The 25,901-nt window shown below is 30.5% G+C and carries 25 protein-coding genes and 1 tRNA gene; 15 read left to right on the top strand and 11 right to left on the bottom strand.

The window, feature by feature from the left end:
- Positions 1-3 precede the first annotated feature (3 nt).
- The 5 genes from GYM72_RS05410 (at position 4) to GYM72_RS05430 (ending at position 4,942) form a co-directional block, all read left to right on the top strand.
- Entirely contained in the window at positions 4-321 is a 318-nt protein-coding gene (locus GYM72_RS05410; protein ID WP_160543115.1) for a DNA-directed RNA polymerase subunit omega, read from the top strand.
- A 15-nt stretch (positions 322-336) separates the two neighbouring features.
- On the top strand, positions 337-1,545 hold the full coding sequence (gene coaBC / locus GYM72_RS05415; protein WP_220263695.1) for a bifunctional phosphopantothenoylcysteine decarboxylase/phosphopantothenate--cysteine ligase CoaBC: 1,209 nt from the start codon (positions 337-339) through the stop codon (positions 1,543-1,545).
- A 3-nt stretch (positions 1,546-1,548) separates the two neighbouring features.
- Positions 1,549-2,457, top strand: coding sequence for a DUF4835 family protein (locus GYM72_RS05420; protein WP_220263696.1), 909 nt, complete (start codon positions 1,549-1,551; stop codon positions 2,455-2,457).
- Between the two features lie 6 nt (positions 2,458-2,463).
- Complete coding sequence (gene recN / locus GYM72_RS05425; protein WP_220263697.1) at positions 2,464-4,116, top strand: DNA repair protein RecN; 1,653 nt, start codon at positions 2,464-2,466, stop codon at positions 4,114-4,116.
- Positions 4,117-4,420: 304 nt separating this feature from the next.
- Positions 4,421-4,942 (top strand): NAD(P)H-dependent oxidoreductase, encoded by a 522-nt coding sequence (locus GYM72_RS05430; protein WP_160543119.1) that lies wholly within the window; start codon positions 4,421-4,423, stop codon positions 4,940-4,942.
- A gap of 63 nt (positions 4,943-5,005) precedes the next feature.
- Here the strand turns inward: GYM72_RS05430 and murC are convergent, their stop codons facing one another.
- The 7 genes from murC to rpe all read right to left on the bottom strand — a co-directional run bounded on the left by murC (position 5,006) and on the right by rpe (position 14,867).
- Complete coding sequence (gene murC, locus GYM72_RS05435; protein ID WP_220263698.1) at positions 5,006-6,352, bottom strand: UDP-N-acetylmuramate--L-alanine ligase; 1,347 nt, start codon at positions 6,350-6,352, stop codon at positions 5,006-5,008.
- 86 nt (positions 6,353-6,438) lie between these two features.
- Positions 6,439-7,263 (bottom strand): 1-acyl-sn-glycerol-3-phosphate acyltransferase, encoded by an 825-nt coding sequence (locus GYM72_RS05440; protein WP_160543121.1) that lies wholly within the window; start codon positions 7,261-7,263, stop codon positions 6,439-6,441.
- Between the two features lie 318 nt (positions 7,264-7,581).
- Positions 7,582-8,892: a S28 family serine protease gene (locus tag GYM72_RS05445; RefSeq protein WP_220263699.1), complete on the bottom strand. Its 1,311-nt coding sequence runs from the start codon at positions 8,890-8,892 to the stop codon at positions 7,582-7,584.
- 97 nt (positions 8,893-8,989) lie between these two features.
- Positions 8,990-10,210: a 2-oxoglutarate dehydrogenase complex dihydrolipoyllysine-residue succinyltransferase gene (odhB, locus tag GYM72_RS05450; protein ID WP_220263700.1), complete on the bottom strand. Its 1,221-nt coding sequence runs from the start codon at positions 10,208-10,210 to the stop codon at positions 8,990-8,992.
- Between the two features lie 28 nt (positions 10,211-10,238).
- Positions 10,239-13,001, bottom strand: coding sequence for a 2-oxoglutarate dehydrogenase E1 component (locus tag GYM72_RS05455; RefSeq protein WP_220263701.1), 2,763 nt, complete (start codon positions 12,999-13,001; stop codon positions 10,239-10,241).
- Between the two features lie 316 nt (positions 13,002-13,317).
- A complete protein-coding gene (locus tag GYM72_RS05460) occupies positions 13,318-14,196 on the bottom strand; it encodes a diacylglycerol kinase family protein (RefSeq protein ID WP_160556755.1) in 879 nt (292 codons plus the stop codon).
- A 17-nt stretch (positions 14,197-14,213) separates the two neighbouring features.
- Positions 14,214-14,867, bottom strand: a complete 654-nt coding sequence (rpe, locus tag GYM72_RS05465; RefSeq protein WP_220263702.1) for a ribulose-phosphate 3-epimerase — start codon at positions 14,865-14,867, stop codon at positions 14,214-14,216.
- A gap of 131 nt (positions 14,868-14,998) precedes the next feature.
- On the opposite strand from rpe, the gene GYM72_RS05470 reads away from it, so the two are divergent.
- The 5 genes from GYM72_RS05470 to GYM72_RS05490 all read left to right on the top strand — a co-directional run bounded on the left by GYM72_RS05470 (position 14,999) and on the right by GYM72_RS05490 (position 19,535).
- Positions 14,999-15,559, top strand: a complete 561-nt coding sequence (locus GYM72_RS05470; protein ID WP_166006077.1) for an AraC family transcriptional regulator — start codon at positions 14,999-15,001, stop codon at positions 15,557-15,559.
- A 248-nt stretch (positions 15,560-15,807) separates the two neighbouring features.
- Entirely contained in the window at positions 15,808-16,812 is a 1,005-nt protein-coding gene (locus GYM72_RS05475) for an acyltransferase family protein (protein WP_220263703.1), read from the top strand.
- A gap of 235 nt (positions 16,813-17,047) precedes the next feature.
- A complete protein-coding gene (locus GYM72_RS05480) occupies positions 17,048-18,061 on the top strand; it encodes an SDR family oxidoreductase (RefSeq protein ID WP_220263704.1) in 1,014 nt (337 codons plus the stop codon).
- Positions 18,054-19,109 carry a diphosphomevalonate/mevalonate 3,5-bisphosphate decarboxylase family protein gene (locus GYM72_RS05485; protein ID WP_220263705.1) on the top strand — a complete coding sequence of 352 codons (1,056 nt, stop codon included), beginning with the start codon at positions 18,054-18,056 and terminating at the stop codon, positions 19,107-19,109. Before GYM72_RS05480 ends, GYM72_RS05485 begins: the two co-directional genes overlap by 8 nt.
- 153 nt (positions 19,110-19,262) lie before the next feature.
- A complete protein-coding gene (locus GYM72_RS05490) occupies positions 19,263-19,535 on the top strand; it encodes an HU family DNA-binding protein (RefSeq protein ID WP_160543131.1) in 273 nt (90 codons plus the stop codon).
- 105 nt (positions 19,536-19,640) lie between these two features.
- Here GYM72_RS05490 and GYM72_RS05495 read toward each other — a convergent pair whose 3' ends face one another.
- The 3 genes from GYM72_RS05495 to GYM72_RS05505 form a co-directional block, all read right to left on the bottom strand.
- On the bottom strand, positions 19,641-20,036 hold the full coding sequence (locus tag GYM72_RS05495; protein ID WP_220263706.1) for a hypothetical protein: 396 nt from the start codon (positions 20,034-20,036) through the stop codon (positions 19,641-19,643).
- Positions 20,023-20,361, bottom strand: a complete 339-nt coding sequence (locus GYM72_RS05500; RefSeq protein WP_160543133.1) for a phage holin family protein — start codon at positions 20,359-20,361, stop codon at positions 20,023-20,025. The genes GYM72_RS05495 and GYM72_RS05500 overlap by 14 nt, the downstream gene beginning before the upstream one ends.
- Positions 20,362-20,430: 69 nt before the next feature.
- Positions 20,431-20,712: a YtxH domain-containing protein gene (locus tag GYM72_RS05505; protein WP_220263707.1), complete on the bottom strand. Its 282-nt coding sequence runs from the start codon at positions 20,710-20,712 to the stop codon at positions 20,431-20,433.
- 234 nt (positions 20,713-20,946) lie between these two features.
- Here GYM72_RS05505 and GYM72_RS05510 point away from each other — a divergent pair, with 234 nt between their 5' ends.
- From GYM72_RS05510 to GYM72_RS05530, 5 genes are all read left to right on the top strand, one after another.
- Positions 20,947-22,146: a pyridoxal phosphate-dependent aminotransferase gene (locus GYM72_RS05510; RefSeq protein ID WP_220263708.1), complete on the top strand. Its 1,200-nt coding sequence runs from the start codon at positions 20,947-20,949 to the stop codon at positions 22,144-22,146.
- On the top strand, positions 22,143-23,168 hold the full coding sequence (gene murB, locus GYM72_RS05515) for a UDP-N-acetylmuramate dehydrogenase (protein WP_220263709.1): 1,026 nt from the start codon (positions 22,143-22,145) through the stop codon (positions 23,166-23,168). Before GYM72_RS05510 ends, murB begins: the two co-directional genes overlap by 4 nt.
- Positions 23,169-23,196: 28 nt before the next feature.
- Entirely contained in the window at positions 23,197-24,213 is a 1,017-nt protein-coding gene (gene lpxK, locus GYM72_RS05520; protein ID WP_220263710.1) for a tetraacyldisaccharide 4'-kinase, read from the top strand.
- Between the two features lie 93 nt (positions 24,214-24,306).
- Positions 24,307-24,987, top strand: coding sequence for a hypothetical protein (locus GYM72_RS05525; RefSeq protein WP_220263711.1), 681 nt, complete (start codon positions 24,307-24,309; stop codon positions 24,985-24,987).
- A 396-nt stretch (positions 24,988-25,383) separates the two neighbouring features.
- Positions 25,384-25,459 (top strand) — tRNA-Met (locus GYM72_RS05530).
- A gap of 309 nt (positions 25,460-25,768) precedes the next feature.
- On the opposite strand, the gene GYM72_RS09910 is transcribed toward GYM72_RS05530, so the two are convergent.
- On the bottom strand, positions 25,769-25,897 hold the full coding sequence (locus tag GYM72_RS09910; protein WP_255490400.1) for a hypothetical protein: 129 nt from the start codon (positions 25,895-25,897) through the stop codon (positions 25,769-25,771).
- Positions 25,898-25,901: the final 4 nt, after the last annotated feature.

The following is a 25,901-nucleotide window of genomic DNA, read 5'->3' on the forward strand; positions in this document are numbered from 1 at the left end:
AATATGAATTTAAAAGAATTAAATGCACCCAACACAACCATTACTTTCAACAGACAACAAATTGAAAGTAAAGTAGGTAACATTTATGAAGCCATAGTAATCATAGGTAAAAGAGCTGAACAAATCAATACCTTTATTAAAAATGATTTAAACCAAAAATTAGATGAATTTGCTTCTAATAGCGATTCTCTAGATGAAGTATTCGAAAACAGAGAACAAATCGAAGTTTCTAAATATTACGAAAGATTACCTAAACCAACGTTAATTGCCATTCAAGAATGGTTAGATAACGAAGTTTATTTTAGAAAAACAGACGCCTAATATCCATTTTTTCAAATGTCGGTTTTAGAAGGGAAAAAGATCGTTTTAATTATTACAGGTGGCATAGCTGCTTATAAAACTGCTTCCCTTGTAAGGCTCTTCATGAAAAGAGGTTGTGAAGTGCAGGTAATTATGACCCCTAAGGCTCATAATTTTATTACTCCCTTAACTTTATCGACTCTTTCCAAAAAACCGGTATATACTCAATTTTTTGAAGGAAACACCGGAGAATGGAACAACCATGTAGATTTAGCTTTACATGCCGATTATTTGGTGGTAGCACCTGCTACCTCCAATACATTGTCTAAAATGGCTAGTGCCGAAGCTGATAATCTAGCTTTAGCAACTTATTTGTCAGCAAAAAACACAGTTTTTTTTGCTCCTGCAATGGATTTGGATATGTATAAAAATCCATACAATCAGGAAAACATTAAGAAACTTCAACAAAAAGGAGATATTTTAATACCTCCAAATAAGGGCGAACTTGCCAGTGGATTGGAAGGTGAAGGAAGAATGGCAGAGCCGGAAGAAATTTTAAACTTTATTGAAAATTATATACGAAAAGAGTTAATTTTTTATAAAAAGAAACTATTGATTACTGCCGGTCCTACCTATGAACCTATTGATCCGGTACGTTTTATAGGCAATCATTCTTCAGGTAAAATGGGTTTTGAAATAGCTAAAGCAGCCGAAAAATTAGGGGCTGAAGTTACCTTAGTATCCGGTCCTACCTGTCAAAAACTCTCTCATTATTCTTCTATTAAAAGAATAGATGTTATGTCTTCTGAAGAAATGTATCAAAAAGTAACAGAACATTATCAGAGTACAGATATTGTTATTATGGCCGCAGCAGTAGCCGATTATAGACCTGAAACTGTATCTAAAACGAAAATTAAGAAAAATGAAGAATCATTTTCTTTACCCTTATTAAAAAATAAAGATATACTTTTAGAGTTAGGTAAAACCAAAAGTAACCAATTTTTAGTGGGATTTGCTCTTGAAACGAATAATGAAGAAGAAAATGCTCTTACTAAATTGAACAAAAAGAATTTAAATATGATTGTTTTAAATTCTTTACAGGATAAAGGCGCAGGATTTTCTTACGATACCAATAAAATAACTATTTTAGATAACAAGGGAGATATAGAGTATTTTGATCTTCAAACCAAAGAAAAAGTTGCTGAAAATATTTTAAAATCTATTCATGAAAGAATTAAAACCTGATTTATGAAACATATATCTTTAATTACTCTATTGCTGTTTTTACCTTTGTTTGCTACTTGCCAACAATTATTTGCTGATGTAAATATTGATTACAGTAAAGTTCAAGGATCAAACAATCAAGTTTTTACTACCTTGAAAAAAGATTTAAAAGAATTTATCAACAATACGGATTGGGTTCAGGGTAAAAAATTATCTGTGCAGGAACGTATTAAATGTTCGTTCGGAATTATTATTGAGGAACGAATTTCAACAGATAAATTTAAAGCTACCTTATTAATTCAATCCAGCAGACCGGTTTATAATTCTTCATATATCACACCGGTGTTAAATTATCAAGACACCGATTTTACCTTTAATTATCTAGAATCCGAAAATTTAGTATTTAATGAAACCAGATTCAGCGGAAAAAATTTAACTGATGTTATAGCCTATTATATTTATATGATCTTAGGATTTGACGCAGACACATTTTCACTATACGGAGGAAATGAATATTTTGATAAAGCTCAAAAAATTGCAGATAATTCCATTAATCAAGGATACAACGGGTGGAATACTTTTGACGGTCCTAGAACCCGAGGATCTCTTATTTCCTATCTAATAAATGATAAAGCAAAAATGTTAAGAAATATTTCTTATAATTATCATCGTTTAGGATTAGATGTAATGTCTTCTAATGAATTACAAGCTAAAACTCACATTGCTACTTATTTAATGAAATTAAATGAATATTCTTCCAATTATCAGTTTTATCCTTTAGATCTTTTCTTAACTGCAAAACGTGAAGAAATAGCCAATATATTTTCTGGCGGAACTCCGGTTACTTCAATGAACATTTCAGAATTGAAAACTCTGTTACAAAAAATCAATCCAATCAACAGTAACGAATACTGGAATAAAATTAAAAATTAGAAATTTATGCTATCTCATTTATCAATTCGTAATTATGCGTTGATAGATATCCTGGATATTGACTTTCCTTCCGGTATGATAACTGTTACAGGCGAAACCGGTGCCGGTAAATCCATAATTCTGGGAGCATTAAAATTAGTTTTAGGCGAGCGGGCAGATTACAAATCTTTGAAAAATGCTGATGAAAAATGCTTTGTTGAAGCGGAATTCACTCTTGATCGCGAACTATTTTCTGACTTTTTTATTCAAAATGAATTGGATTTCGATCCTATTACTATTATTAGAAGAGAAATTTTACCTTCAGGTAAATCTAGAGCTTTTATTAATGATACTCCGGTTACCCTATCTGTATTACATTCGCTAACTGAAAAACTTATTGATATTCATTCTCAATTTGATACTTCGGATCTGATGAATGATAAATATCAATTACATATATTGGATACTTATTCCGGTGCAACTTTAGATTTGAAAGAGTATCAAAAAGTTTATCAAAAATACGTATTTGAAAATTCGAGGCTTACCTCGTTAAAGGATAAATTACTTTTAGGTAATGAAGAAGTTGATTATAAAAACTATTTATTAGAAGAGTTAAATACTGCTCAATTAGATTCCATCAATTTTGTTGATATGGAAAATGAGCTGAATTTGTTGAAAAATTCTGAATATTTAGCTCAAATCTTAACTGAAGTCAAACAAATCTTAGATAATGATGAGATAGGGATTTTAAATCAATTACGAGAAGTATCTTCGCGCATGGATAAAGGCTCGCAATATTCAGGGGATTTAATGAAATTATCTGAAAGAATCAGCAGCGTTAAGTTGGAATTACAAGATATATCAGCAGAATCCGACTTTTTCCTTGAAAGATTAGACTTCAATCCGCTGCGTTATGAAGATCTTACTCAAAAAGTTGATTTAATTCATTCTTTATATGCGAAGCATAAAGTAACCACTATAGAGGAATTAAAACAAATTAGAGATTCTTTATCTAAAGATACCTCTGATTTGATGAATTTGGAAAATCAAATCCAAGCCTGTCAAGATACTATAAAAACACTTTCTTCAGAACTTACTAAATGGTCTCAGGATCTTCATACTAAAAGAAAGACACATGTTCCTGAATTAGAAAAAAAAATACTCACTATACTTTCACATTTAGGAATGGAAAAATCTAAAATTGAAATTTCCATACAAAAAACAGATCAATTTACTGCAAACGGTACAGATATCGTCAATATTTTATTTTCCGCTAATGCCGGCATGTCCTTACAGCCTATAGCTAAAGCCATATCGGGAGGTGAACGATCACGCGTAATGTTAGCGATAAAAAAAATTATGTCTGAGAAAGAAGCATTGCCTACTTTAATTCTTGATGAAATTGATACGGGGGTTTCAGGACGAATTGCTAATGAAATGGGAAAATTAATGCAGCAAATGGCTTCAACCATGCAATTAATTGCCATTACTCATTTGCCTCAAGTCGCAGCAAAAGGAAACAGTCAATTTAAGGTCGAAAAAACGGAAAAATCGGGGGAAACTCAAACTCAAATACGTTTACTGAATCATGAGGAAAGGATTGAGGAAATTGCTCAGTTAATAAGCGGTTCTGATATTACAGAAAATGCAAGAAAACAAGCTATTGAGTTATTGAAATAATTTCAAGTTTTTTTAGTCACATTTTGAATTAATCCTTACTTACTAAAAATATAGTCTGATTCCCTTTTTTATTCAAAAGTTTAAAATATACACTATTCTAAGTATAATCATTTATACTTCTTTATTTTTCATATTACATTTATTTATATTGGTTAAGTACTCATAATTATTGAAATCTAAATTATTCAACTATTTATTTTTTAGCAAATATTGACTCATAATTATACTAAATTTGATTATAAATTAATATATTTACAATGATTACAATATATAATTTATAAAAACTATAATCAAATTAGAAAAGATGAAAACATTAATTATTAATGGTCACCCCAATTTAAATCAATCGATAATTCATAAAAGATGGTCCGAAGAATTAAAAAAATATCCGAAAGATTTTACAGTTCATAATCTTTGCTATGAATATCCGGATTACAAAATTGATGTTCAAAAAGAACAAAAGTTAATTGAAAACCATGAAAACTTAATTTTACAATATCCAATATATTGGTTTAATGTACCCGGTTTAATAAAACGATGGATCGATGAGGTATTTACTTATGGCTGGGCCTATGGATCTAAAGGGGATAAATTAAAAGATAAAAAAATAGCATTAGCATTGTCTGCCGGTATAAGTGAAGACGATCTTAAAGATAATAAAAATCTGAATTTGGAAGATTTAATTTTGCCTATTAAACTTACGGCAGCCTATGTTAGTTCGAATTTTAGGGGGTATTATATGTTATATAATTCTTATTATGCAGCTGATAATGGTACTTTGGATAAAAGCATAGACGAATATATATCCTTTATAAAGGGCTTATAAAATTCATCGCATAAAAAAATCTTTCCGAAAAGAAAGATTTTTATGATTTAGTATATTTTGTTTTTATTTAAAAATTGAGTCCAAATTTATTCCGCCGTAATTTCCGGAGCTCATCATTAAAAAAATACTGTTATTTTTATCGATTTCTTTTAAATAGTTCTCTAATATAACAGGATCTGTAAAGACTTGTAAATTATTTTTTTCAAAAGAATTTATAATCAGTTCTTTTGAAATTGGTTCCATTCTTTTGATTTTTAAAGCATCTTCACTATAAAAAACAATTGCCTCATCAGCTTTGTCCAATGTGTTTTTGTATTGTTTTAAAAATTCTGGGTTTAGTGAACTATATGTATGGAGTTCTAAACAAGCTATCAGTCGTTTATTGGAAAAATTTTCTTTAACCGCTTTGACCGTTGCCATTACTTTAGAAGGTGCATGTGCAAAATCTTTATATACTATATATTCATTTGTTTCGTATATTTTTTCCAATCTTCGTGAAGCACCTTTAAATGATAGTATTGCTTCATAAAACGCTTCATTTTGTATACCTATTTGATTACAAACCAATCGTGCACCTTCTAAATTCAAAAGATTATGTCTACCAAATAACGACAATTGTAATTCTCCTTCAGAAGTTTGAAGATATACTTTTTCATCTTTAATTACATAATTGGGTGTATGATAGGGAAACTTTTTCAGATAGTTACTCGATTGTTCTACTACCTCTACAACTTCTTTATCTTCTTCATTATAAATTAAGGCACCTCCTTGACTTATCGTATTTACAAAAGATAGAAAGGGTTGCTTATAAGACTCAAAAGTTGGAAATACATTGATATGATCCCAGGCGATCCCACTGAGTAAAGCTATATTAGGCTGATACAAAAGAAATTTTGAACGTAAATCGATCGGTGAAGATAAATACTCATCCCCTTCTAAAATCATAAATTCATTAGTATCTGTGAGCTTCACCATGGTATCAAATCCTTCCAATTGAGCACCAACCATATAATCAACATCTACCAGATGATACTTAAGTACATGAAGAACCATGGAGGTTATCGTGGTTTTACCGTGAGAACCTGCGATAACTACTCGGGTTTTATTTTTAGATTGTTCGTATAGAAATTCAGGATATGAATAAATTTTTAAATTTAATTCTTTTGCTTTTTGAAGTTCGGGATTATCTGAATGAGCATGCATTCCCAAAATTACTGCATCTATATCCGAAGTAATCTTGTCGGGAAACCACCCCAATGAATTGGGTGCTATGCCTTGTTTTTTTAATCTTGAGAGGGAAGGTTCAAAAATTGCATCATCAGAACCTGTAACAGTGTAGCCTTTTTGAGCCAAGGCCAAAGCCAAATTATGCATGGCACTTCCACCTATCGCTATAAAATGTATTTTCATTTACCGATATTTTTCAGAACAAAGATACTTTTTTAAACTAAAAAAGACAGCTAAATACGACTGCCTTTTTTTATCTCTGTAATAAATTATAGTTCAAAAAATGATCGGGTCTTTTCTTCTTCCCTTTCTGCTTCCAGTTCCTCTACCGATTTAACTTTTAAAAAACTTGGATCTTGTTCTATAGCTATCATGATTTTAGCTAAAATTTCATTTGAATCTTCGTTCTCATAATCGATGTCTAAAGGAGCTTTAAATGTCATTTTGGGTTCAACTCCCCTTTTTTTAACGAGTAAGCCTTTACGATCAAAAGCTCTTCTGAATCCATCGATTACAACAGGTATTACAATGGGTTTATTTTTTTTGATAATTTTTGCCGCTCCTCTTCGACCGGGTGACCAAGGAGTTACCGTACCTTGTGGAAAGGTAACTACCCATCCGCTATCCAAGGCTTGCAAAATATTATCTATTTCATTCATATCAACTTTTCGATTGACATCTTTTCCTGCATCTCTCCAAGTTCTTTTAACAGTAATTGCTCCTGCTAAAGAAAATAATTTGGCTAATAATCCCTTATTCATGGTTTCTTTTGCCGCTACATAATATAAATCTACTTTCGGATCTAAAAGATAAACAGGATTTTTAATGGTGTCAATATATCCGTGCTTTACGGCACAAAATACATGATACATAGCAAATACATCCGCAAAATAGGTTTGATGATTGGATACGAACAATACATTGGTATCAGGAAGCTTTAACAGGTTTTCAGTTCCTTTAAGCTTTAATTTATTAAATCCGTTGAATCTATTATATGATATAACCCCAAAGGTGAATATAAGAAATCTTTTTAAGATAAACCAATGGCCAAACGCATCTCTAAATATTCTATTCTTCTTCTTTCCTTTTTCCATTTTTACACCCAGGTTTTAAAATTGTAAATTTATTACTTTTAAATTTATAATTAATTCAATCCGTATTATTAGTAAATTAATGATTACACAAAATTATAATTTATATATAGAATTCTTGTTAATTAAATATTAATTAAAACGAAAGTATTTTTAATTAACCCAGTATTTATCTCTATTTTTATTAAAAAAAAGAAATATGCTACAATTAAATCATTTAAATACAAATTCTATTCCAAGATAAAATAAAAATTTAAATTTAGTTTTCTATTTATATTTTAATAAATTTATTAGTTATTTCTTTTTAAAAATATAAAATAATTAATTTAATAAACTATAATTAGGTCTAATCCCTATCCACTGATATAAGGAATCGCTCAACTGATTTCTCATCATTTGATTCATGTTTGCGATTCTTGCTGAAGCATGGTTTGCTCCGGGAAGTTCCAATTTAAAGGAATTAGTTTTTAAAGAAGGGATAACTTTGGTAGCGCTCCATGTGTCCAATTCCCCATAAATATATATAAAATTAGTACCCTGAGTATCTAACCATTTTTCTAATTTTTTGGTGAGTTTCGGACTATATGTGATTTTTCCTGCTTCTTTAGGAGGAAATGTTGCTAAAGGATTTTCAGTAAAATAGTTTAAATAATTTTTAAATGGTGAAATATCATATCCGTAATATCCCATTTCTAAGGCTGCTTGATAATAATGTGGCGCATATTGCTTAATTTCCTGATCACTAAAAAAACTTATATCAACGGCTTTTATAAGATAATCCACTCCCTTCGCAACCTCATTTGATTGAGGAATGGAATCACAAGAATATCCCCATTGCCAAAATGAAAAAGGATATTCCAATACTGTATATTCAAAAGCTTTGCCTAGGGATCCCAAATAATTAAAGGTAAGACCTTTTATATCAGAATAGGCTTGTACATATTTTAAGGCTTCCTTTTCATTTTTTAGCATAAACAGTTGAAAATCTTTAATTTTCTTTCTGCAAGTTTCCGATCCCACCGAGTTTAAAAAACTATATATTCGCGAATCTTCCAAAGAATAATTTATCGGAGCCACATATGGAACGGAGACATCTACATCTTCAGGAAAAAAATATCGATAATATATAGTTGACTGTCCTCCTTTGCTTATACCTGTACTGATCCATTTTTTACCGTATATTTTTTTAAAAATAGTGTTTATATGGTGTAAATCATGAGCTGCATTATAAAGTGTCAAATATTTCCAGTTAAATATTGAAGAGTCGGGTATTGAAGTTCCAAAATATCGATGTTCAATATTTAAATCGTTAGAATTTAAGATTTGCTGCAATTCATTTTTAACATCATAAATCCCATACCCTTGCGTTTCCATAAGCATAGGCCGGTCAAAGCCTGTATGGGTCAAAATGACTTGTTGATTAAAATAACCGGTATGGGGATCCGACCAATCTAAAGGTTGTTTAATTTGTAACTTATATTGTAAAGGTCCTCCTTTATAAGTTTCAATTCTTTCATAGGTTATATCTTGTTGTTTCGAAAGAAATTCTTCCAGTTTTTTTCTGTCTGACTCTTGAGCTGATAAAATATGAAACGAAAATAATAGAGTAAAGACAAAGAGTATTCTTTTCATATTAAAATATTATATATGCTTTATTTTATGAATTTAATCTTAGTATAAAAACGTTTTTGGTTCATAAAAAAACCGCTATAAGCGGTTGTATAGATTTTTATAATTCTAATGCTTTATTTATGTTATTATTCATCAATACTTCCAATGGATTTTCAAGTGCTTCTTTCACAGCCACTAAAAAGCTAACCGATTCTTTACCATCGATAATTCTATGATCATAAGAAAGGGCAACATACATCATGGGAGCAATAACAATTTGTTTATTTTTTGCGATGGGCCGCTCAATTATGTTGTGCATTCCAAGAATTGCACTTTGTGGTGGATTGATGATCGGGGTAGATAACATAGAACCAAAAACTCCTCCATTGGTAATGGTAAATGTTCCTCCGGTCATTTCATCCACGGTAATTCTTCCGTCTCTCACTTTTTCCGCAAGGATCTTTATATTGTGCTCTACTCCTCTAAATGTCATGGTTTCCGCATTTCTAAGGACAGGAACCATTAATCCTTTAGGTCCGGACACAGCTATGCTAATGTCTTGAAAATCATAGGTTATTTTATTCTCACCGTCAATCATAGAGTTAACATCAGGAAACAGTTGCAATGCTCTTACAACAGCAAGGGTAAAAAAAGACATAAATCCTAAATTCACATTGTGTTTATTTTTAAATGCCTCTTTATATTCATTCCTTATACGATAAATTTCACTCATGTCCACTTCATTAAAAGTAGTTAACATGGCGGTTTGATTTTTAACGGTTACCAATCTTTCGGCTACTTTTCTTCTAAGTGCCGATAATTTAACTGATTGGTACGTTCTGACTCCATTTCCTGTAGAATTACCAAGAGATGGAACTGCTTGTAACGCATCATTTTTTGTTATTCTTCCATTTTTACCGGTTCCTTGAATATCTTCGGGAGAAATATTATTTTCTTTAACTATTTTTCTGGCTGCCGGTGAACAAGTTCCTTTTACATATGAATCGGCGGGTCTTTCTTGAGAATTTTCCGTAGTATGAGTAGAAACATTTGCTTCTGTTTCGTTGGTTGCTATTTCTTTTTTATCATGAATTGGATTTACAGCATCCGTGTCAATTAAACATATAATATGTCCTACCTGAACTGTATCTCCCTCTTGAGCTTTCAAAGATATTTTACCGGAAGCTTCTGCCGGAAGGTCTAATGTAGCTTTATCGCTGTCTATTTCCGCAATAGCCTGATCTTTTACAACATAATCTCCCTCTTTAACCAACCAGGTTGAAATTTCTACTTCTGTTATTGATTCCCCGGGAGAGGGAACTTTCATTTCAAGTATCATAAGTTCAAATATTTTATTTTTTAATGGTTTATTTTATATTTTCAAACACAGAATTGATTAATTTTTTTTGTATTTTATCGTATCGTTTGTGTGAACCCGGTGAAGGAGAACCGCTTTCGGATGTATAAATTCCTTCAATATTGAATTTTCTAAATTCTTTGAGTATGTACCACCAAGCTCCCATATTTTCGGGTTCTTCTTGTGCCCAAATTAACTCTTTTTGAAAAGAATATTTTTGTAATATTTGTTGGATTTTATCCCAATGTAAAGGATAGAGTTGTTCTATACGTACCAATGCCACTCGATCCTCTTTTAGTTCTTCTCTTTTCTTATCCAATTCATAGAATAATTTTCCTGAACATAAAACGACACGAGTTATTTTTTCTATCTTAGTTGCTTTTGAATCATCGATAACCTCTTCAAAGGCTCCTTCTGCTAATTCTTCCAGGGTAGACACTACTTGAGGATGTCTTATTAAACTTTTAGGAGAAAAAACAATCAACGGTTTCCTATAATCAGTTTTCAGTTGTCGTCTTAAAGAATGGAATAAATTCGACGGAGTAGTTGCATTTATTACATACATATTTCCATTGGCACAAAGAGATAGGAATCGTTCGATCCTTGCCGAAGAATGTTCTGCTCCTTGTCCTTCAAAACCATGCGGAAGCAACATAACCAATCCGTTTTGCATTTTCCATTTATCTTCAGCAGCAGAAATATATTGATCAATTACAATTTGTGCTCCGTTGGCAAAATCTCCAAATTGGGCTTCCCAAATTGTAAGCGAGAAAGGAGAAGTCATGGCATATCCATATTCAAACCCTAAAACCCCATATTCTGACAACAAGGAATTATAAACATAGAATTTAGCTTTGGTATTCAAGCTGTTTAATAAGATGATTTCTTCTTCTGTATCTTCCGTTTTAATCACTGCATGACGGTGAGAAAAAGTTCCTCGTTCAACATCCTCTCCGGATAATCGGACATGATGTCCTTCCGTTAACAGCGAACCGTAAGCCAATAATTCTGCCATCCCCCAATCTATGGTTTGGGTAACATCAATCATATCCCGCCTTTGTTTCAATAAACGTTTGGTTTTATTAAAGAGGTTTTTTCCTTCCGGTATTTCCGTAATTTGATGCGCTATGGTACGCAAGTTTTCCAATGGAAAGGTTGTATCTATGGGTGTTAAAAGTTCGGCAGCTCCTACTCTTTCAAAATCTTTCCATTCTTGCTGCATGAATAATTCAACGGTCGCTTGTTCCATTTCTTTGGAATCTTCCAAATTTTTATCCAGTAACTTTCTGTATTCATCATCATCGTCAGCCACCATTTTTTGCGTAATGATATCATCTTTTTCAAGTTTTGCTCGATATATTTCTCTGGGATTCGGATGATTTTCAATTATTTTATATAATTGAGGCTGTGTAAAACGAGGTTCATCGCCCTCATTATGTCCATATTTTCTATAACCTAAAAGGTCAATAAAAACATCTTTATTAAAGGTATTCCTGTAATCCGAAGCAAATCGTACTGCATGGATAACTGCTTCTGCATCATCTGCATTTACATGCAATACCGGACATAAAACCGTTTTAGCTATGTCTGTGCAGTAGGTGCTGGAACGTGCGTCTAAATAGTTGGTAGTAAATCCTACCTGATTATTGATTACAATATGAATGGTTCCTCCGGTTTTATAGCCGTCCAAGTTCATCATTTGAATTACTTCATATACGATTCCTTGAGCGGCAATGGCTGCATCTCCATGGATTAGTATAGGCATGACTTTACCGTAATCTTCTTGATATTCGTGATCTGTTTTTGCTCTCGCAATTCCTTCCACTATGGCATCAATGGTTTCCAAATGCGACGGGTTGGGAGCTAAACTTATTTTAACGGTTTTACCTTTTTTAGTTTTATAATTATTACAAGATCCTAAATGATATTTTACATCTCCTGAAAAAATGGTTTCTGAATAATCTTTACCCTCAAACTCATTAAATATTTGCGAATACGATTTATTAAATATATTGGCTAAAACATTTAATCTTCCTCTATGGGCCATTCCGATAACGATTTCTTCCACTCCCAGTTCTGAGGAATGGTTAATTATTTCATCTAAAGCAGGAATTAAAGTTTCTCCTCCTTCTAATGAAAATCTTTTTTGTCCGACAAATTTCGTATGTAAGAAATTTTCAAAGGCAACGGCATGTGAAAGCTTTTTTAATATTCTTTTCTTTTCTTCTATATCTAAAAGGGGCTGATTAAAATTTTGCTTTATCCAATTTTGAATCCAACGGATTTCTTCGGGTTTTCTAATATATATGTATTCAATTCCAATGGAACTGCAATATTCTTTATTAAGTATATCTATTATTTCTTTTAAAGTATATTCTCCTTCTATTCCTATAATTTTACCGTTGACAGGTACGGATAAATCTGACTTGCTAAGTCCGAAATTTTCTATGCTTAAATCGGGGGTATAGGTTCTTCTTTGCCTGACCGGATTGGTTTTAGTAAATAAATGCCCTCTTGTTCGATACCCGTTTATTAAATTTATTATCTTAAATTCTCTTATGATATCTTCAGAAATTCCTTTTGCATTTGAAAAGTCCTTTTCACTATATTGATTATATTCAGATGTTTCATTGTAAGATTTTCGGGCAAAATCAAATCCTTGAAAAAAGCTTCTCCAGCTGGGTTCTATGCTATCAGGAAATTTCAAATATTTTTGATACAACTCATCTATGTATTCTGAATTGATTGCATTTAAAAATGAAAATTGGTCCATTTTATTTTTTGCTTTAACGGGTATATTTTATTTACTGTATAGGTTCAAATCTACTGATTTTGATAATATCTTCAAAGTAAATATTTTTTATATTATAAATTTATTGACAGTAAGTGATCAATTATTTTTTGAAAATAAGATTCTTATTTTTAGTTTGTATGTGCTTTGATACATTAATTTTCTATATAAATTCCTCATTAACTATCCTATTCATACAAATTTTAGTTATGCTATAATTTTAACATTTCTAGAATTTATCTATATTTTAGAAATAACTTTAAGCGATTTAAAGAATATTAATTTAAAGGTTATATATTTAAGCTATTAAAACTTTAAGTGATTGAGGTAATAAGGAAACTGTTAGTTTTTTAGCATTGGTGGGTATATATTCTCCATCAATTTGTAAATATTTTCCATCAAATTCAATTTCTAATTGATTGGATTTAAAAAATATTTTCTTCTTACTTCCGAAATTAGTATTAAATAAATATCCCATACCGATTAAACCAAATGCTCCCCAGGAACATTCAGCTATCAAATTAACATCAAATTTACCGTCCTGCAAAGAAGCTTTTGGCGAAATGGAAAACCCGTATCCTAAGCAATTACTGTTAGAGATATTCAGCATCATGGCTTTTCCCTTAAAGTTTTTCGTTTCTGAATGCATATCAATCTGAATAGGCTTATATTTAAAAACACTTGCGATAGCACTTTTAACATATCCTGCTAATTGTCTTTTCTTTTGATGAGCATATTCTTTCACAGTATGAGCATCAAAGCCTATACCTGCATTACTAAAGAAATATATATTATTAATCTTTCCACAATCAATTTTTTTACTAGTATGTTGGGAAGTTTTCAACGATTGTAATGCTTCTTCATAAGTAAGAGGAATATGTAAATGTCTGGCCAATCCATTTCCGGAACCTATAGGAACGATTGCTAAGGGGATTTCTTTATTAAGTAAGGCAGTAGCTACTTCATTAAGTGTTCCGTCACCTCCACAACTTACAATAATGTCGGCTCCTTCTTTAATGGATTGCAATGCAAATTTATATCCATCATCTTTTTTTCTTGTTACTTTGATTTCTTTATCATAGTCTGCAAAAAGTTCTTCTATCCTATTTTTTACTTTCTTACCTAATCCTTTACCTGAAATAGGATTAACTATAAAATGAATTTTTTTGTCTTTCATTTTAATGGGTTATGAACTTAGTTGGTACTATTTTTTAAATCTTTGATCATTTGTATGGGATCTTTCGCATTGAAAATGCTACTTCCGGCAACCAAAACATCAGCTCCGACATCTGTTAGCTTTTTAGCATTTTCCAGACTGACTCCTCCGTCAACTTGTATTAATGCTTGGGAATTTTTTTGAATAATTAAATCTTTACAAGAAGCTATTTTTTTATATGAGTTTTCAATAAATTTTTGTCCTCCAAACCCGGGATTTACAGTCATTACTAACACTAAATCCAAATCTTGGATAGTATCATCCAATAAATTTATATTGGTATGCGGATTTAAGGCCACTCCGGCTTTCATACCTAAATTTTTAATTTCCTGAATTGTCCTGTGTAAATGGATACAGGCTTCATAATGAACCGTAATATAATCTATACCTAAATTTTTAAAAGTTTGAAAATATTGACTCGGACTTACAATCATTAAATGAGCATCTTTGATTTTTTTAGCTTTTTTATTAACAGCTTCTAAAACCGGAAATCCAAAAGAAATATTAGGGACAAATACTCCATCCATGATATCTATATGAAACCAATCGGCTTCGCTCGAATTGATCATTTCTATATCTTTATCTAAATTCCCAAAGTTTGCCGAAAGGATGGAAGGTGCTATTAGTGCCATTTTTTTTATACAAATTTATAAAAAACTATTTACTAATCGATATTGAAATTTAGCCTAAAAAATGAGTGCGACTTACTATCCATCACTTTACAGGAAGAATTTAGGCATTACATTTGTATAAAATTTCATTTATGAATTTATATATTAAAAATATGGTTTGTGATCGCTGTATTTTTGCGGTTGAGGAAATTTTAAAAGAAATTCATATTAAGCCGGTTACTGTTAGGCTTGGGATGGTTATTTTAAATGAGGAATTGAGCAAAGAAAAGGAGCATATTTTTAGTGATAAATTAGAAAAGCTGGGCTTCGAGCTTATTAGTGATTCTAATCAAAAAATAATTGAAAAGATCAAATCTCTGTTAATTTCACAGATTCGAGAACATACAGCACCATCGATAACTTATTCTGAATTTTTATCCCAAAAAATAAACAAAGACTATTCCTATTTAAGCAAACTTTTTTCTTCTTCTGAAGGCATTACCATTGAACATTATATCATTCTTCAAAAAATTGAAACCGTAAAAGAATTATTGTCTTATGAGGAATTGAATTTATCAGAAATCTCTTATAAACTGGGATACAGCAGTGTAGCTCATCTTTCTGCGCAATTTAAAAAAGTAACCGGACTAACACCCTCTCAATTTAAAGCTCAAAAAATAAAAACAAGAAAAAGTATAGATAAAATAATATAATATTTTCCATTTCTTATTATATATTAATTTATTTATTTAAATATTATATTATTTTAGTATATAAATATAAAATGATTTATTAAAGTTTATGGTTATAAGATATTAAATTTATGATATTTATCTATTTTTATTCAATTTCATATAAAATTTTAGACATGAAATAAAATTTTTTATAATATACTTATTAATTTGGACTTTTACTATTATATTTATAGTTTTGTCGTCGTTAATTTAATTGCTTTTTAACAATGAACAGGAATAAGACCTTTGACTCTTTGAAATTTATATTAGTTTGTTTTGTAGTATATGCTCATACTACCGAAAACCTTTACAAAGATAGAGGAACAGCAGTTTTAGTTAGCTTTCTCTCTACATTTACCATGCCTCTTTTTATATTTATATCCGGCTATTTTTCAAAAAACATTACGTGGGATAAATATACCAAATCATTTAAATCTTTAGGACTCACTTACTTAGCAGCACAGCTAACTTATTCCATCCCTTTCATAACTGTACAAGCAGTAACCCTTCCTGCGGATCAATTTAATATTGTTCAAAAAATTATTTCGATTTTCATTCTTCCTTATGGAGGGCTTTGGTATGTGGTTGGTCTATTAGTTTGGAGATTACTGGTTTACTATATTGCTAAGTTAAATTTAAAATTCCCATTAGTGTTTAGTCTTTCACTAATTATACCTTTACTGTTTGGCTTTATAGATATCCAATTAAATGCCTTCAGAGTAATTACCTTCTTTCCGTACTTTGTATTAGGTTATTACTGCAATGAACAAATGTTCAATAAGATCAGAAAAGTTAATCCTATTATACCCGTTGTTATTTTATTAGCCATATTCACCGGCTTATACTTTGCTAAAAACCTTTTTTATTTCGTGATGGCTACTTTTGGGGAAGGATCTTATAAAAGTACTTATCCGACTCTTTTACAGGGATTTTTATATAGAGCATCTTTCTATTTAATTAGTATGATAAGCATTACTTGCGTAATAAATTTAGCAACTGATCGATTTTATAAATTAGGTAAATATTCGTTGGGAATATTTTTGGTGCATCCTTGTGTTATTTTTATAATATCCGGTATCAGGATGTATTTACTTCCTCCTTTAGATATTACCTACCCGATTCTTTTTGATTTTCCACTAGCAATGGTTATAAGCTTTATAAGTTTATACTTATCGGAAATAAAACCGGTCCAATATTGGATGAGTCCAATTATGTTTTTTCAAAAAAAATAAAAAAATTGCCTGTTTAATACAGGCATTTTTTTTGTTATTCACCCTTTTTTAAAATACTCATATTTTATATAAATTTTTTAGAGATAATTTTTTAATAAGCAATTTACTTGTATATTATTTAATTTGATAAATAATAAGCTTATTTTTTTATTGAAACTAACTACTTTATATTTTCAAAACTTAAGCTAATTTCACTAATATATAAAATTAAAAAGCTGTAATTTAGCAATCCATTATGATATTAGTTACAGGAGGTACGGGCTTAGTAGGAAGCTATCTTTTATTAAAGTTAGCCGAAAAAAGTGAGCAAGTTAAAGCTTTATATAGATCGGAAGATTCTAAACAAGAAGTTTTCAACTTGTTTAAATTATACGAACCGGAAAGATTTAACAAATTATATGATTCTTTACAATGGATTAAAGGGGATATTCTTGATATTATTTCCCTGGAAGAAGCTTTTATAGGTGTAACAAAAGTATATCATGTTGCCGGAAAGGTTAGTTTTGATGAAAAAGATAAAAAAGAATTACGCAAGATAAATATTGAAGGAACTCAAAATATGGTTAATTTATCTATTAGTCATAAAATAGATAAATTTTGTTATATAAGTTCAATTGCCACCTTAGACTCCAACTTTGAGGATTCTTCAATTAATGAAAATGCTGAGTGGAATTTTAAATTCAATCATTCTTCCTATGCTTGCTCGAAATACGGAGCTGAAATGGAAGTGTGGAGAGGTTCTCAAGAAGGATTAAATGTTTTAGTTGTATATCCGGGTATCGTATTAGGTTCCGGAAATTGGAAAAGAGGCAATGGATTACTCTACGATCAGGCATATGCAGATCGAGCTTATTATACTTCGGGGATTACCGGATGTATTGATGCTTCGGATGTCGCCGATATTTGTATACGACTTATGGATGATCCTTCAATAAGTAATGAAAAATTTATTTTAACTGCAGACAACATATCGAATAAAAACCTCATGTGCCTGTTAAGAAAAGAATTGAACAGGAAACCTCCCATTAAAATATCTAATTCATTATTAAAAAGGATATCCGTATTGTCTCGATTTTTACCCGGTAAGAAAACGATAAGTAAGCCTGTTTACTTAGCATTGACTTCTCAAAACACCTATTCCAACGACAAGATAAAAAAATTATTGTCCTATGCATTCATACCTATTCAAGATTCATTAAAATTTCACGCTAAAAATTATCTACAATATAAAAAATTAAATAATGACTGAGGAAAATTTTATTCCATCTGAAACGTATAAAAATATAGAAAATGGAGAAGTAAACGCTAAATGCAGTTCAAACATAGCATTAGTTAAATATTGGGGTAAATATAACACACAATTACCTGCCAATCCATCCATAAGTTACACACTTACCGAAAGTTTTACCGAAACTTCAATCCAATTTCAAAAAACTGACACCTTTTCGGTAAAAGTATATCTTGAAGACCAAATTCAAGAAAGTTTCGCAGCAAAAATTCATACCTATTTTCAATCTATAAAAAAGTATTTACCATTTATCGACCAATACTCCTATTCCATACATACCAAAAACTCTTTTCCTCACAGTAGTGGAATTGCTTCATCTGCATCCGGATTTGGTGCTTTGGCCTTATGTCTTATGAATATGAGCGAATTATTGGGAGAGAAAAATTCTGAAGAGTTTACATTAAGAAAAGCTTCTTTTTTGGCTAGATTAGGTTCCGGAAGTGCATGCAGATCAATTTACAAGGGATTGGCTATATGGGGTAAAAGCCCAAATATACCTTCCACTTCCGATTTATATGCTATTCCTTTTCCCTATGAAATAGCTCCTATATTTAAAGAAATTCAAGATACCATTTTATTGGTCCATGAAGGATCTAAACAAGTGAGCAGCTCCGTTGGCCATAGTTTAATGAAAGGACATCCCTATGCATCCACACGTTTCCAAGAAGCAAATAAAAATTTATCTGAAGTTTGCGATTTGATTCAATCCGGAGATTGGGAACAATTTGGTAAAATAGTTGAACATGAAGCATTGACACTTCATGCCATGATGATGACTTCTACCCCGCCCTATATTTTAATTAAGCCTAACACTTTGGCGATCATTGATAAAATTTGGAAATTCAGACACGATTCTAACGCTCAATTATATTTTACTTTGGATGCCGGAGCTAATATACATTTGCTTTATCCTGAAAGAGAAAAAGGTCTGATTACCAGTTTTATAAAAAATGATCTTATTAAATATACTGAAAATGGAAATTTAATATTAGATAGAGTTTTATTTTAAACATAAGGTATAAAAAAACAATTTAATTCTTAACAAAAAAATGTAAAGTCTTCTTTGTTAGAACGAAAAAAAGAGGGAATTTGCTTGTTTATATCAAACAAAATATTACCTTTGTTAAATTAAGATAAATAACCTTATTAAAATTAAATCATCATGAACAAATCAGAATTAATTGATGCAATTGCAGCTGATGCTGATATTACTAAAGCAGCAGCAAAAAAAGCTTTAGATTCATTTTTGAATAATGTAACCAAAGCATTAAAAAAAGGAGACAAAGTTACTCTTGTAGGTTTTGGAACTTTTTCTGTTTCTAAAAGAAGTGCAAGAGAAGGAATTAATCCTCAGACAAAAGCTAAAATTAAAATTCCTGCTAAGAAAGTTGCTAAATTTAAAGCAGGTGCAGAATTATCCTCTGCAGTTAACTAGATAAACTAAATTAATTAAGTTTAAAAAAATTAAAGGCTGTTATGATAACAGCCTTTTTATTTATTTTGTAATGGATTTGATATATATCTAAAAAAATACTACTTTCTAAATTTCGTCATCTTCATTAATATTCCTCAGAGCTTTAACTTCATTTCTGTTACGTATAGATGATAAAATATTCCTACCTCTAGAAATGACCATAGGAACAACATAAGAAGAAGCCAACATGATCAATTTTCCTGATAAAGATTTCTTATTTACAAACCTTGAAATTACTTTTTCAGTTCCGAAACCTATTCCAAAATTAATTAGCATCTTTAAGAGATTTGAATTAGAAGCAAAGTTTAATGCTTTGTTTCCTACATTATCATTAACTAAACCTAAGGTTTCAGGTAAATGACTTAGGGAGAGTTTATTCTCCATATCAGAAATCTCCTCTTTTAATACACGTTTACGTAATAAAAAATCTTCGTACGTATATCTTCCGTTAGTTTTTGTCATTAAGTTCATTTTCTTTTACATTTAAATGTAATTCAATAATTTTCCTCTCAATAAATTTTTTGATTTTCGAATAATTGGAAAGAAGAATCATAAAAATGATGAGATAGATACAAGAAATAATTAAAATGCCTAATCCCATATTATTAAAATGAGTTCCAAGCATTACTCCCAAAGCAATACTGGCTAAAAATAAGAACATCATTCCTAAGCTGAAAACAATAATAATGAAAATTACTATGCTCAACAAACCGGAAATAGTCTCAGTCAATTCCAATTTAAGAAGTTCGATTCTATTATTGATATATTTTTTTACAAAACCTAACATAAGTTATTAAAATATAGTGATAAAATTAAAAAAGAGTCATTAAAACAGACTCTTTTAAATTTTCAGTAATTATTTTTTGGTCAACTCATCGTATTCCTCCGCGAGATGATCAATTGTCTCATCTTTTTTTCTGTTAAACTCTTTTTTGTACTTATCATACCCCTCCTTCAATTCATCTTTATATTTATGATAAGAATCCCTTAGACTTTCCCCTAAATCTTCTGCTTTTCTTTTTATTTTTTTACGGGTGTTTTTACCTTTATCAGGAGCAATTAACACACCGGCAAGAAATCCGGCAACAGCTCCTAATACCATACCGGTTAAAACATTTTGAGCATTTTTATTTCCCATACTAATTACTATTAAATATTATTATAATGTTATTTTTAGAATTTTCACACTTTACTTAAGACAAGAAAAAACAACTAAGATTGTCAATTATTTAGCTAAACATTTAAATAAATTTACTATTTATATAATATGCTTAAACTATAATAATTAAAAATTTAAAACTTATTTTTAATTTTGTTGCCTTAAACAAATTTACTCAATAAATTTGTAATTTCCAAAACAACATAAAAAATTATGCCAAAGTTCTCTTCACGAGGTTTAAATATGCCTGAGTCTCCTATAAGGAAACTAGCTCCTTATGCAGTTAAAGCAAAGGAAAAAGGGTTGCATGTATACCATTTGAATATCGGACAGCCGGATATCAAATCCCCGCAAACTTCCATTGATGTTTTAAAAAATATTGATATTGATATTTATGCGTATACTCCTTCTGAAGGAAAATTTGATTATAGAGAAACCCTAAAAGATTATTATCACTCGTTAGGATTCAATGACTTAACCAGAGACAATTTTATTATTACCAACGGGGGGTCTGAAGCTCTTTCATTTTCTTTAAGTTGCTTATGCGACCATGGAGATGAAATTATCGTTCCTGAGCCGTTTTATGCAAATTATTACAGTTTTGCAGAATCTATTGGTGTTACTATAGTTCCCATTGTTTCAACTATTGACACCGGATTTTCATTACCCGATATTGAAAAATTCGAAGAAGTAATTACACCCAAAACCCGTGCAATTCTCATTACCAATCCAAGTAATCCCACCGGTTACCTTTATTCAAGAGAGGAATTGCAAAAATTGGCAGATATTGCAATTAAACACGATATATTTCTTATATCCGATGAGGTATACAGAGAATATGTATACGATGGATTAACGTTCCATTCCGTATTAAATTTTCCTGAACTTAAAGACAATGTGATTGTTGTAGATTCCGAATCCAAACGTTACAGCCTTTGTGGAATCCGTTGCGGTTTTTTAGTTACCAGAAATACAAAATTTTTGGAAATAGCCTTAAAATTCGCCCAAGCTCGTTTGAGTCCATCTTTAATTGGACAGATTATTGCCAATGCCGCACATAAACAACCTCTGTCGTACATTGAAAACGTAAGAAAAGAATATTCGGAAAGACGGGACCTATTGGTAAAATTACTTAATGATATCCCGGGGGTAATTTGTCCCAATCCCAAAGGATCTTTTTATTGCACTGTAGAATTGCCGGTTGATAATGCTGAGGATTTTTGTTTATGGATGTTAAAAGACTTTGAGTATGAAAACGGTACGGTTATGCTTACCCCTGCACAAGGTTTTTACTCCAACCAAGAACATGGCAAAAAACAGGTTAGACTTGCTTATGTAATCAATAAAGATGACATTGCCCAATCCATAAAAATTATCAAAAAAGGTTTAGAAAAATATAATTCACTTCAATGATAGTTCAGGAGAATAAGGATATCAAAAAATTTACGACTTTTCAAGTACCTGCGCTTTGTAATTTTTTTACGGAAATATTTACAATCGAAGAGCTCAACGAGGCTTTAAATTTTTCTGAGAATCAAAATTTACCTGTATTATTTATAGGAGGAGGAAGCAATATTTTATTTACAAGAGCTTTTAACGGTTTAGTTATACAAGTTAATTTAAAGGGAATTCAAGAAAGGCCGGGTAATGATGAGAATCATGTATTCGTATCTGCTATGGCCGGAGAAAACTGGGATTCTTTTGTGAGCTATTGTGTAGCTAAAAATTACGGAGGATTGGAAAATTTATCTTTTATTCCCGGAAATGTTGGAACCTCTCCTATACAGAATATCGGAGCTTATGGAGTTGAAATGAAAGATTCTTTTTATCAACTGAAAGCTCTTAATCTAAAATCCCGTGAAATAGAGATTTTTTCTTCTGAAGATTGTAAATTCGGATATAGAGAATCTTTTTTTAAGAATGAAGGAAAAAATAAATATGCCATTATTGAAGTTACTTTTCGATTAACCACTAAAAAACATAAACTTAAACTCTCATATGGAGATATAAAAGAAGAACTTATAAAAAATAATATTTCTGAACCCTCTTTGCTGGACGTAAGAAATCAAATTATAGCTACCCGTAAACGTAAACTTCCTGATCCCGCACTTTTGGGAAATGCAGGAAGCTTTTTTAAAAATCCGATTATAACGATTGATCAATTAACAAAAATTCAAGAAAATTACCCAAATATACCTTTTTATACCATTTCCGATACTTGGGTTAAGATTCCTGCTGCTTGGTTAATTGAAAAAGCCGGTTGGAAAGGCCAAAAAATCGGAAACGTGGGTGTGCACGAAAAACAACCGTTGGTGTTAGTTAATCTGCATAATGCCGACGGAGAAGAAATTTTATCACTATCAAACTCTATAATTGAAGATGTTAATAAAATTTTTAACATTCAATTAGAACGAGAAGTAAATATCATCTTATAAATTTATATTTTTGCTTCCTTATTAAAATATGAAGATATTCCTTTATCCCTTTGCCGGTCTGTATTGGCTGGTTACTTATATTAGAAATAAATTTTTTGATTGGGGACTTTTACATTCAAAAAGTTATAAAAAACCGATTATCACGGTAGGAAATTTAAGCGTTGGAGGAACGGGTAAATCACCTTTCGTTATATATTTAATCGGATTGTTGAAAGATACTCATCTTATTGGCGTATTGAGCCGAGGCTATGGAAGGAAATCCAAAGGTTTCCATTTTGCAAATTATACTACCAGTTATGAAGATATTGGTGATGAACCCATGCAATTTTTTTTACGTTTTAAAAACAAAATAATTGTAGGAGTAGACGAAAAAAGAGCCCATGGAATCGACAATTTAATTAAGGATTTTAATCCTGATCTTTTTATTTTAGATGATGCTTTTCAACATCGGTATGTAAAGGCGGGATTGAATATTCTTTTAACAGATTACAGTCATCCCTATTATGAAGATCATATTTTACCTGTTGGACGTTTACGTGAAGGCAGATATGGTGCTAGAAGGGCACAAATAGTTGTTGTTACCAAATGTCCCGAAAATTTAGATGAAGAAAATAAAAAGACCATTGAACGAAAATTAAAATTACAACCCTATCAATCTTTGTTTTTTTCAACCATTATATACGAAAAACAGGTGATCAATTCTACTTTAACTTTACCTATTGATGATCTACTTTCTTATCAGATCCTATTAGTAACAGGAATAGCTAAATATCAGGATATATTGGAATTTGCGGAAAGTAAATTTTCATCGGTTACTCATTTACAATTTAAAGATCATCATAATTTTTCGGAAGCGGATATTGTGGAAATTGAAAAAGCTTATCAAAAATTAGATGGTAAAGCAGTCATTTTAACTACTGAAAAAGACTTTATGCGGTTAAAACATTTTCAACAACTGCAAGATATTCTTTTTTATCTTCCTATTAATATTAAATTAGACAGACCTGAAGAGTTTAAAAAATTACTAACGAAATTCGCAGGATAAAGAGAGGTACTCATCTTTGAAATAGATATTTATCTATATTTGAATGGATTTCCTTATCTTTATCACAAAATTTTAACATTAAATTACCTTTACATGAATAAAAAGATATTATTTTGGGTTTTTCTTATTACGGGAATAATATGGATTTTAGGGGCAAGTTATTGGTATATATGGATTGAAAATCTGGATTTAAGCAAATTAAATTTAAGCAGTAATGACCCGAATACTAAGGCTTTTTTTAAAGCTGTTTCTGTGGTATTCGTACCTTTATTGATCACAGCTTTTCTTTTTTATTTTATAGGTTTATTGTTCGGTAAAAAAGAGGAAAAATATTTTACGGATATTGAAAAAGAAAATGAGCAATTAAAAAACGAAATTGCCACGCATATTGATAAAATTGAAACCATGAAGGTTTTATATACCGGTGGAAAAATCAGAAGAAGACCCATAGAGACGCTTGAAAACACCTCTCCCCTCTCTGCTTCTGAAAACGGTATTGTTGATGAAGAAAATAAAGAAAATACGCCCATTAAAAAAGATGATTTAAAAATTATTGAAGGTATTGGTGAACGTATTGAATTCTTTTTAAATGAAAGCGGCATTTATACTTGGGAACAACTTTCTCAACAATCACTAGATTCATTGAAAAATATTCTTGAGCTTTATGAAGGTGCTTCTTATCGTATACACAATCCTAGCCATTGGCCGCAACTGGCTGAACTGGCAGCAAAAGATCGATGGGATGAGTTTGAGGCTTTGCAAAAGTCCTTGTAGAATAAATACTGTTTCTTTTTTTATTTATAAAATATAAAATCGAGAATTTTTAAATTTATATTCTTGTTTAATTTATTTACAAACGTTTTGATTTTAATTGTAAAGTCTTAAAAATTAAATGCCTTCTTCGTTCATTATTGGTTAATACTAAACGTAATTATAAATTTTTCAATCTTTTCTACTAAATCTTTTTTAAATAAGTTATCTGACATTTTCAATTCTTATGTGTATAAAGGGTTGATAGAGTTACTTATAACTCAGCTATTTTTGATGCGGACTATCTTTTTTATCAAGATAAATTCTATTTTAATTGTAAAAAATTCACTTTTTACCTGAAAATTTTCAAATAAAACTTGCATTGTAACAAATTTGTTGTATATTTGCACTCACAAACACCGCGGGATGGAGCAGTAGGTAGCTCGTCGGGCTCATAACCCGAAGGCCACAGGTTCGAGTCCTGTTCCCGCTACCAAGTTTAAAAGAGAATCAAGAATATTGATTCTCTTTTTTTTATTTAGTTAATTATTAGCAAATTCAATTAAAAAAAAAATTATAATTTATTAGTTTTAAAATCATTTATCAATAAAAACTAAAAAATTATTATTTATAAATAGCTTTATTGTCCTAAAAAATCTTAAAAAATCAACACTATATTTATTAATTTGATTCATTAGATCACAATGCTCATTTTAAAAAAAAGTATATAATTGCAAAATATAGCTTAAATTTATCAATATTATTATTGATTAGTTAATATATCCCACAAATAGATTAATATTGTTTATTTTTTATTTTTACTAGGAGGTATTGGTGGGGGATTTTTATAACGAGGCATTGAATTATTATTAGGTTGTTTTCTGTTTTCGTCTTTAGATAAATCTGTTCGTGCTGATCTACTTTTTTTTGCCATAATA

It is taken from the genome of Apibacter sp. ESL0404 (assembly GCF_019469245.1).
GTDB lineage: Bacteria > Bacteroidota > Bacteroidia > Flavobacteriales > Weeksellaceae > Apibacter.

What these genes read in the sequence shown, in the direction of transcription:
- GYM72_RS05480 (WP_220263704.1), top strand. Translation starts at nt 17,048, where the DNA reads ATGATATTAGTTACAGGAGGTACGGGCTTAGTAGGAAGCTATCTTTTA.
- GYM72_RS05460 (WP_160556755.1), bottom strand. Translation starts at nt 14,196, where the DNA reads ATGAAAGACAAAAAAATTCATTTTATAGTTAATCCTATTTCAGGTAAA.
- GYM72_RS05525 (WP_220263711.1), top strand. Translation starts at nt 24,307, where the DNA reads ATGAATAAAAAGATATTATTTTGGGTTTTTCTTATTACGGGAATAATA.
- lpxK (WP_220263710.1), top strand. Translation starts at nt 23,197, where the DNA reads ATGAAGATATTCCTTTATCCCTTTGCCGGTCTGTATTGGCTGGTTACT.
- GYM72_RS05445 (WP_220263699.1), bottom strand. Translation starts at nt 8,892, where the DNA reads ATGAAAAGAATACTCTTTGTCTTTACTCTATTATTTTCGTTTCATATT.
- GYM72_RS05510 (WP_220263708.1), top strand. Translation starts at nt 20,947, where the DNA reads ATGCCAAAGTTCTCTTCACGAGGTTTAAATATGCCTGAGTCTCCTATA.
- odhB (WP_220263700.1), bottom strand. Translation starts at nt 10,210, where the DNA reads ATGATACTTGAAATGAAAGTTCCCTCTCCCGGGGAATCAATAACAGAA.
- GYM72_RS05490 (WP_160543131.1), top strand. Translation starts at nt 19,263, where the DNA reads ATGAACAAATCAGAATTAATTGATGCAATTGCAGCTGATGCTGATATT.
- GYM72_RS05430 (WP_160543119.1), top strand. Translation starts at nt 4,421, where the DNA reads ATGAAAACATTAATTATTAATGGTCACCCCAATTTAAATCAATCGATA.
- recN (WP_220263697.1), top strand. Translation starts at nt 2,464, where the DNA reads ATGCTATCTCATTTATCAATTCGTAATTATGCGTTGATAGATATCCTG.
- GYM72_RS05420 (WP_220263696.1), top strand. Translation starts at nt 1,549, where the DNA reads ATGAAACATATATCTTTAATTACTCTATTGCTGTTTTTACCTTTGTTT.
- murC (WP_220263698.1), bottom strand. Translation starts at nt 6,352, where the DNA reads ATGAAAATACATTTTATAGCGATAGGTGGAAGTGCCATGCATAATTTG.
- GYM72_RS05500 (WP_160543133.1), bottom strand. Translation starts at nt 20,361, where the DNA reads ATGTTAGGTTTTGTAAAAAAATATATCAATAATAGAATCGAACTTCTT.
- GYM72_RS05475 (WP_220263703.1), top strand. Translation starts at nt 15,808, where the DNA reads ATGAACAGGAATAAGACCTTTGACTCTTTGAAATTTATATTAGTTTGT.
- coaBC (WP_220263695.1), top strand. Translation starts at nt 337, where the DNA reads ATGTCGGTTTTAGAAGGGAAAAAGATCGTTTTAATTATTACAGGTGGC.
- GYM72_RS05410 (WP_160543115.1), top strand. Translation starts at nt 4, where the DNA reads ATGAATTTAAAAGAATTAAATGCACCCAACACAACCATTACTTTCAAC.
- GYM72_RS05495 (WP_220263706.1), bottom strand. Translation starts at nt 20,036, where the DNA reads ATGACAAAAACTAACGGAAGATATACGTACGAAGATTTTTTATTACGT.
- GYM72_RS05470 (WP_166006077.1), top strand. Translation starts at nt 14,999, where the DNA reads ATGAATTTATATATTAAAAATATGGTTTGTGATCGCTGTATTTTTGCG.
- GYM72_RS05440 (WP_160543121.1), bottom strand. Translation starts at nt 7,263, where the DNA reads ATGGAAAAAGGAAAGAAGAAGAATAGAATATTTAGAGATGCGTTTGGC.
- murB (WP_220263709.1), top strand. Translation starts at nt 22,143, where the DNA reads ATGATAGTTCAGGAGAATAAGGATATCAAAAAATTTACGACTTTTCAA.
- rpe (WP_220263702.1), bottom strand. Translation starts at nt 14,867, where the DNA reads ATGGCACTAATAGCACCTTCCATCCTTTCGGCAAACTTTGGGAATTTA.
- GYM72_RS05485 (WP_220263705.1), top strand. Translation starts at nt 18,054, where the DNA reads ATGACTGAGGAAAATTTTATTCCATCTGAAACGTATAAAAATATAGAA.
- GYM72_RS09910 (WP_255490400.1), bottom strand. Translation starts at nt 25,897, where the DNA reads ATGGCAAAAAAAAGTAGATCAGCACGAACAGATTTATCTAAAGACGAA.
- GYM72_RS05505 (WP_220263707.1), bottom strand. Translation starts at nt 20,712, where the DNA reads ATGGGAAATAAAAATGCTCAAAATGTTTTAACCGGTATGGTATTAGGA.
- GYM72_RS05455 (WP_220263701.1), bottom strand. Translation starts at nt 13,001, where the DNA reads ATGGACCAATTTTCATTTTTAAATGCAATCAATTCAGAATACATAGAT.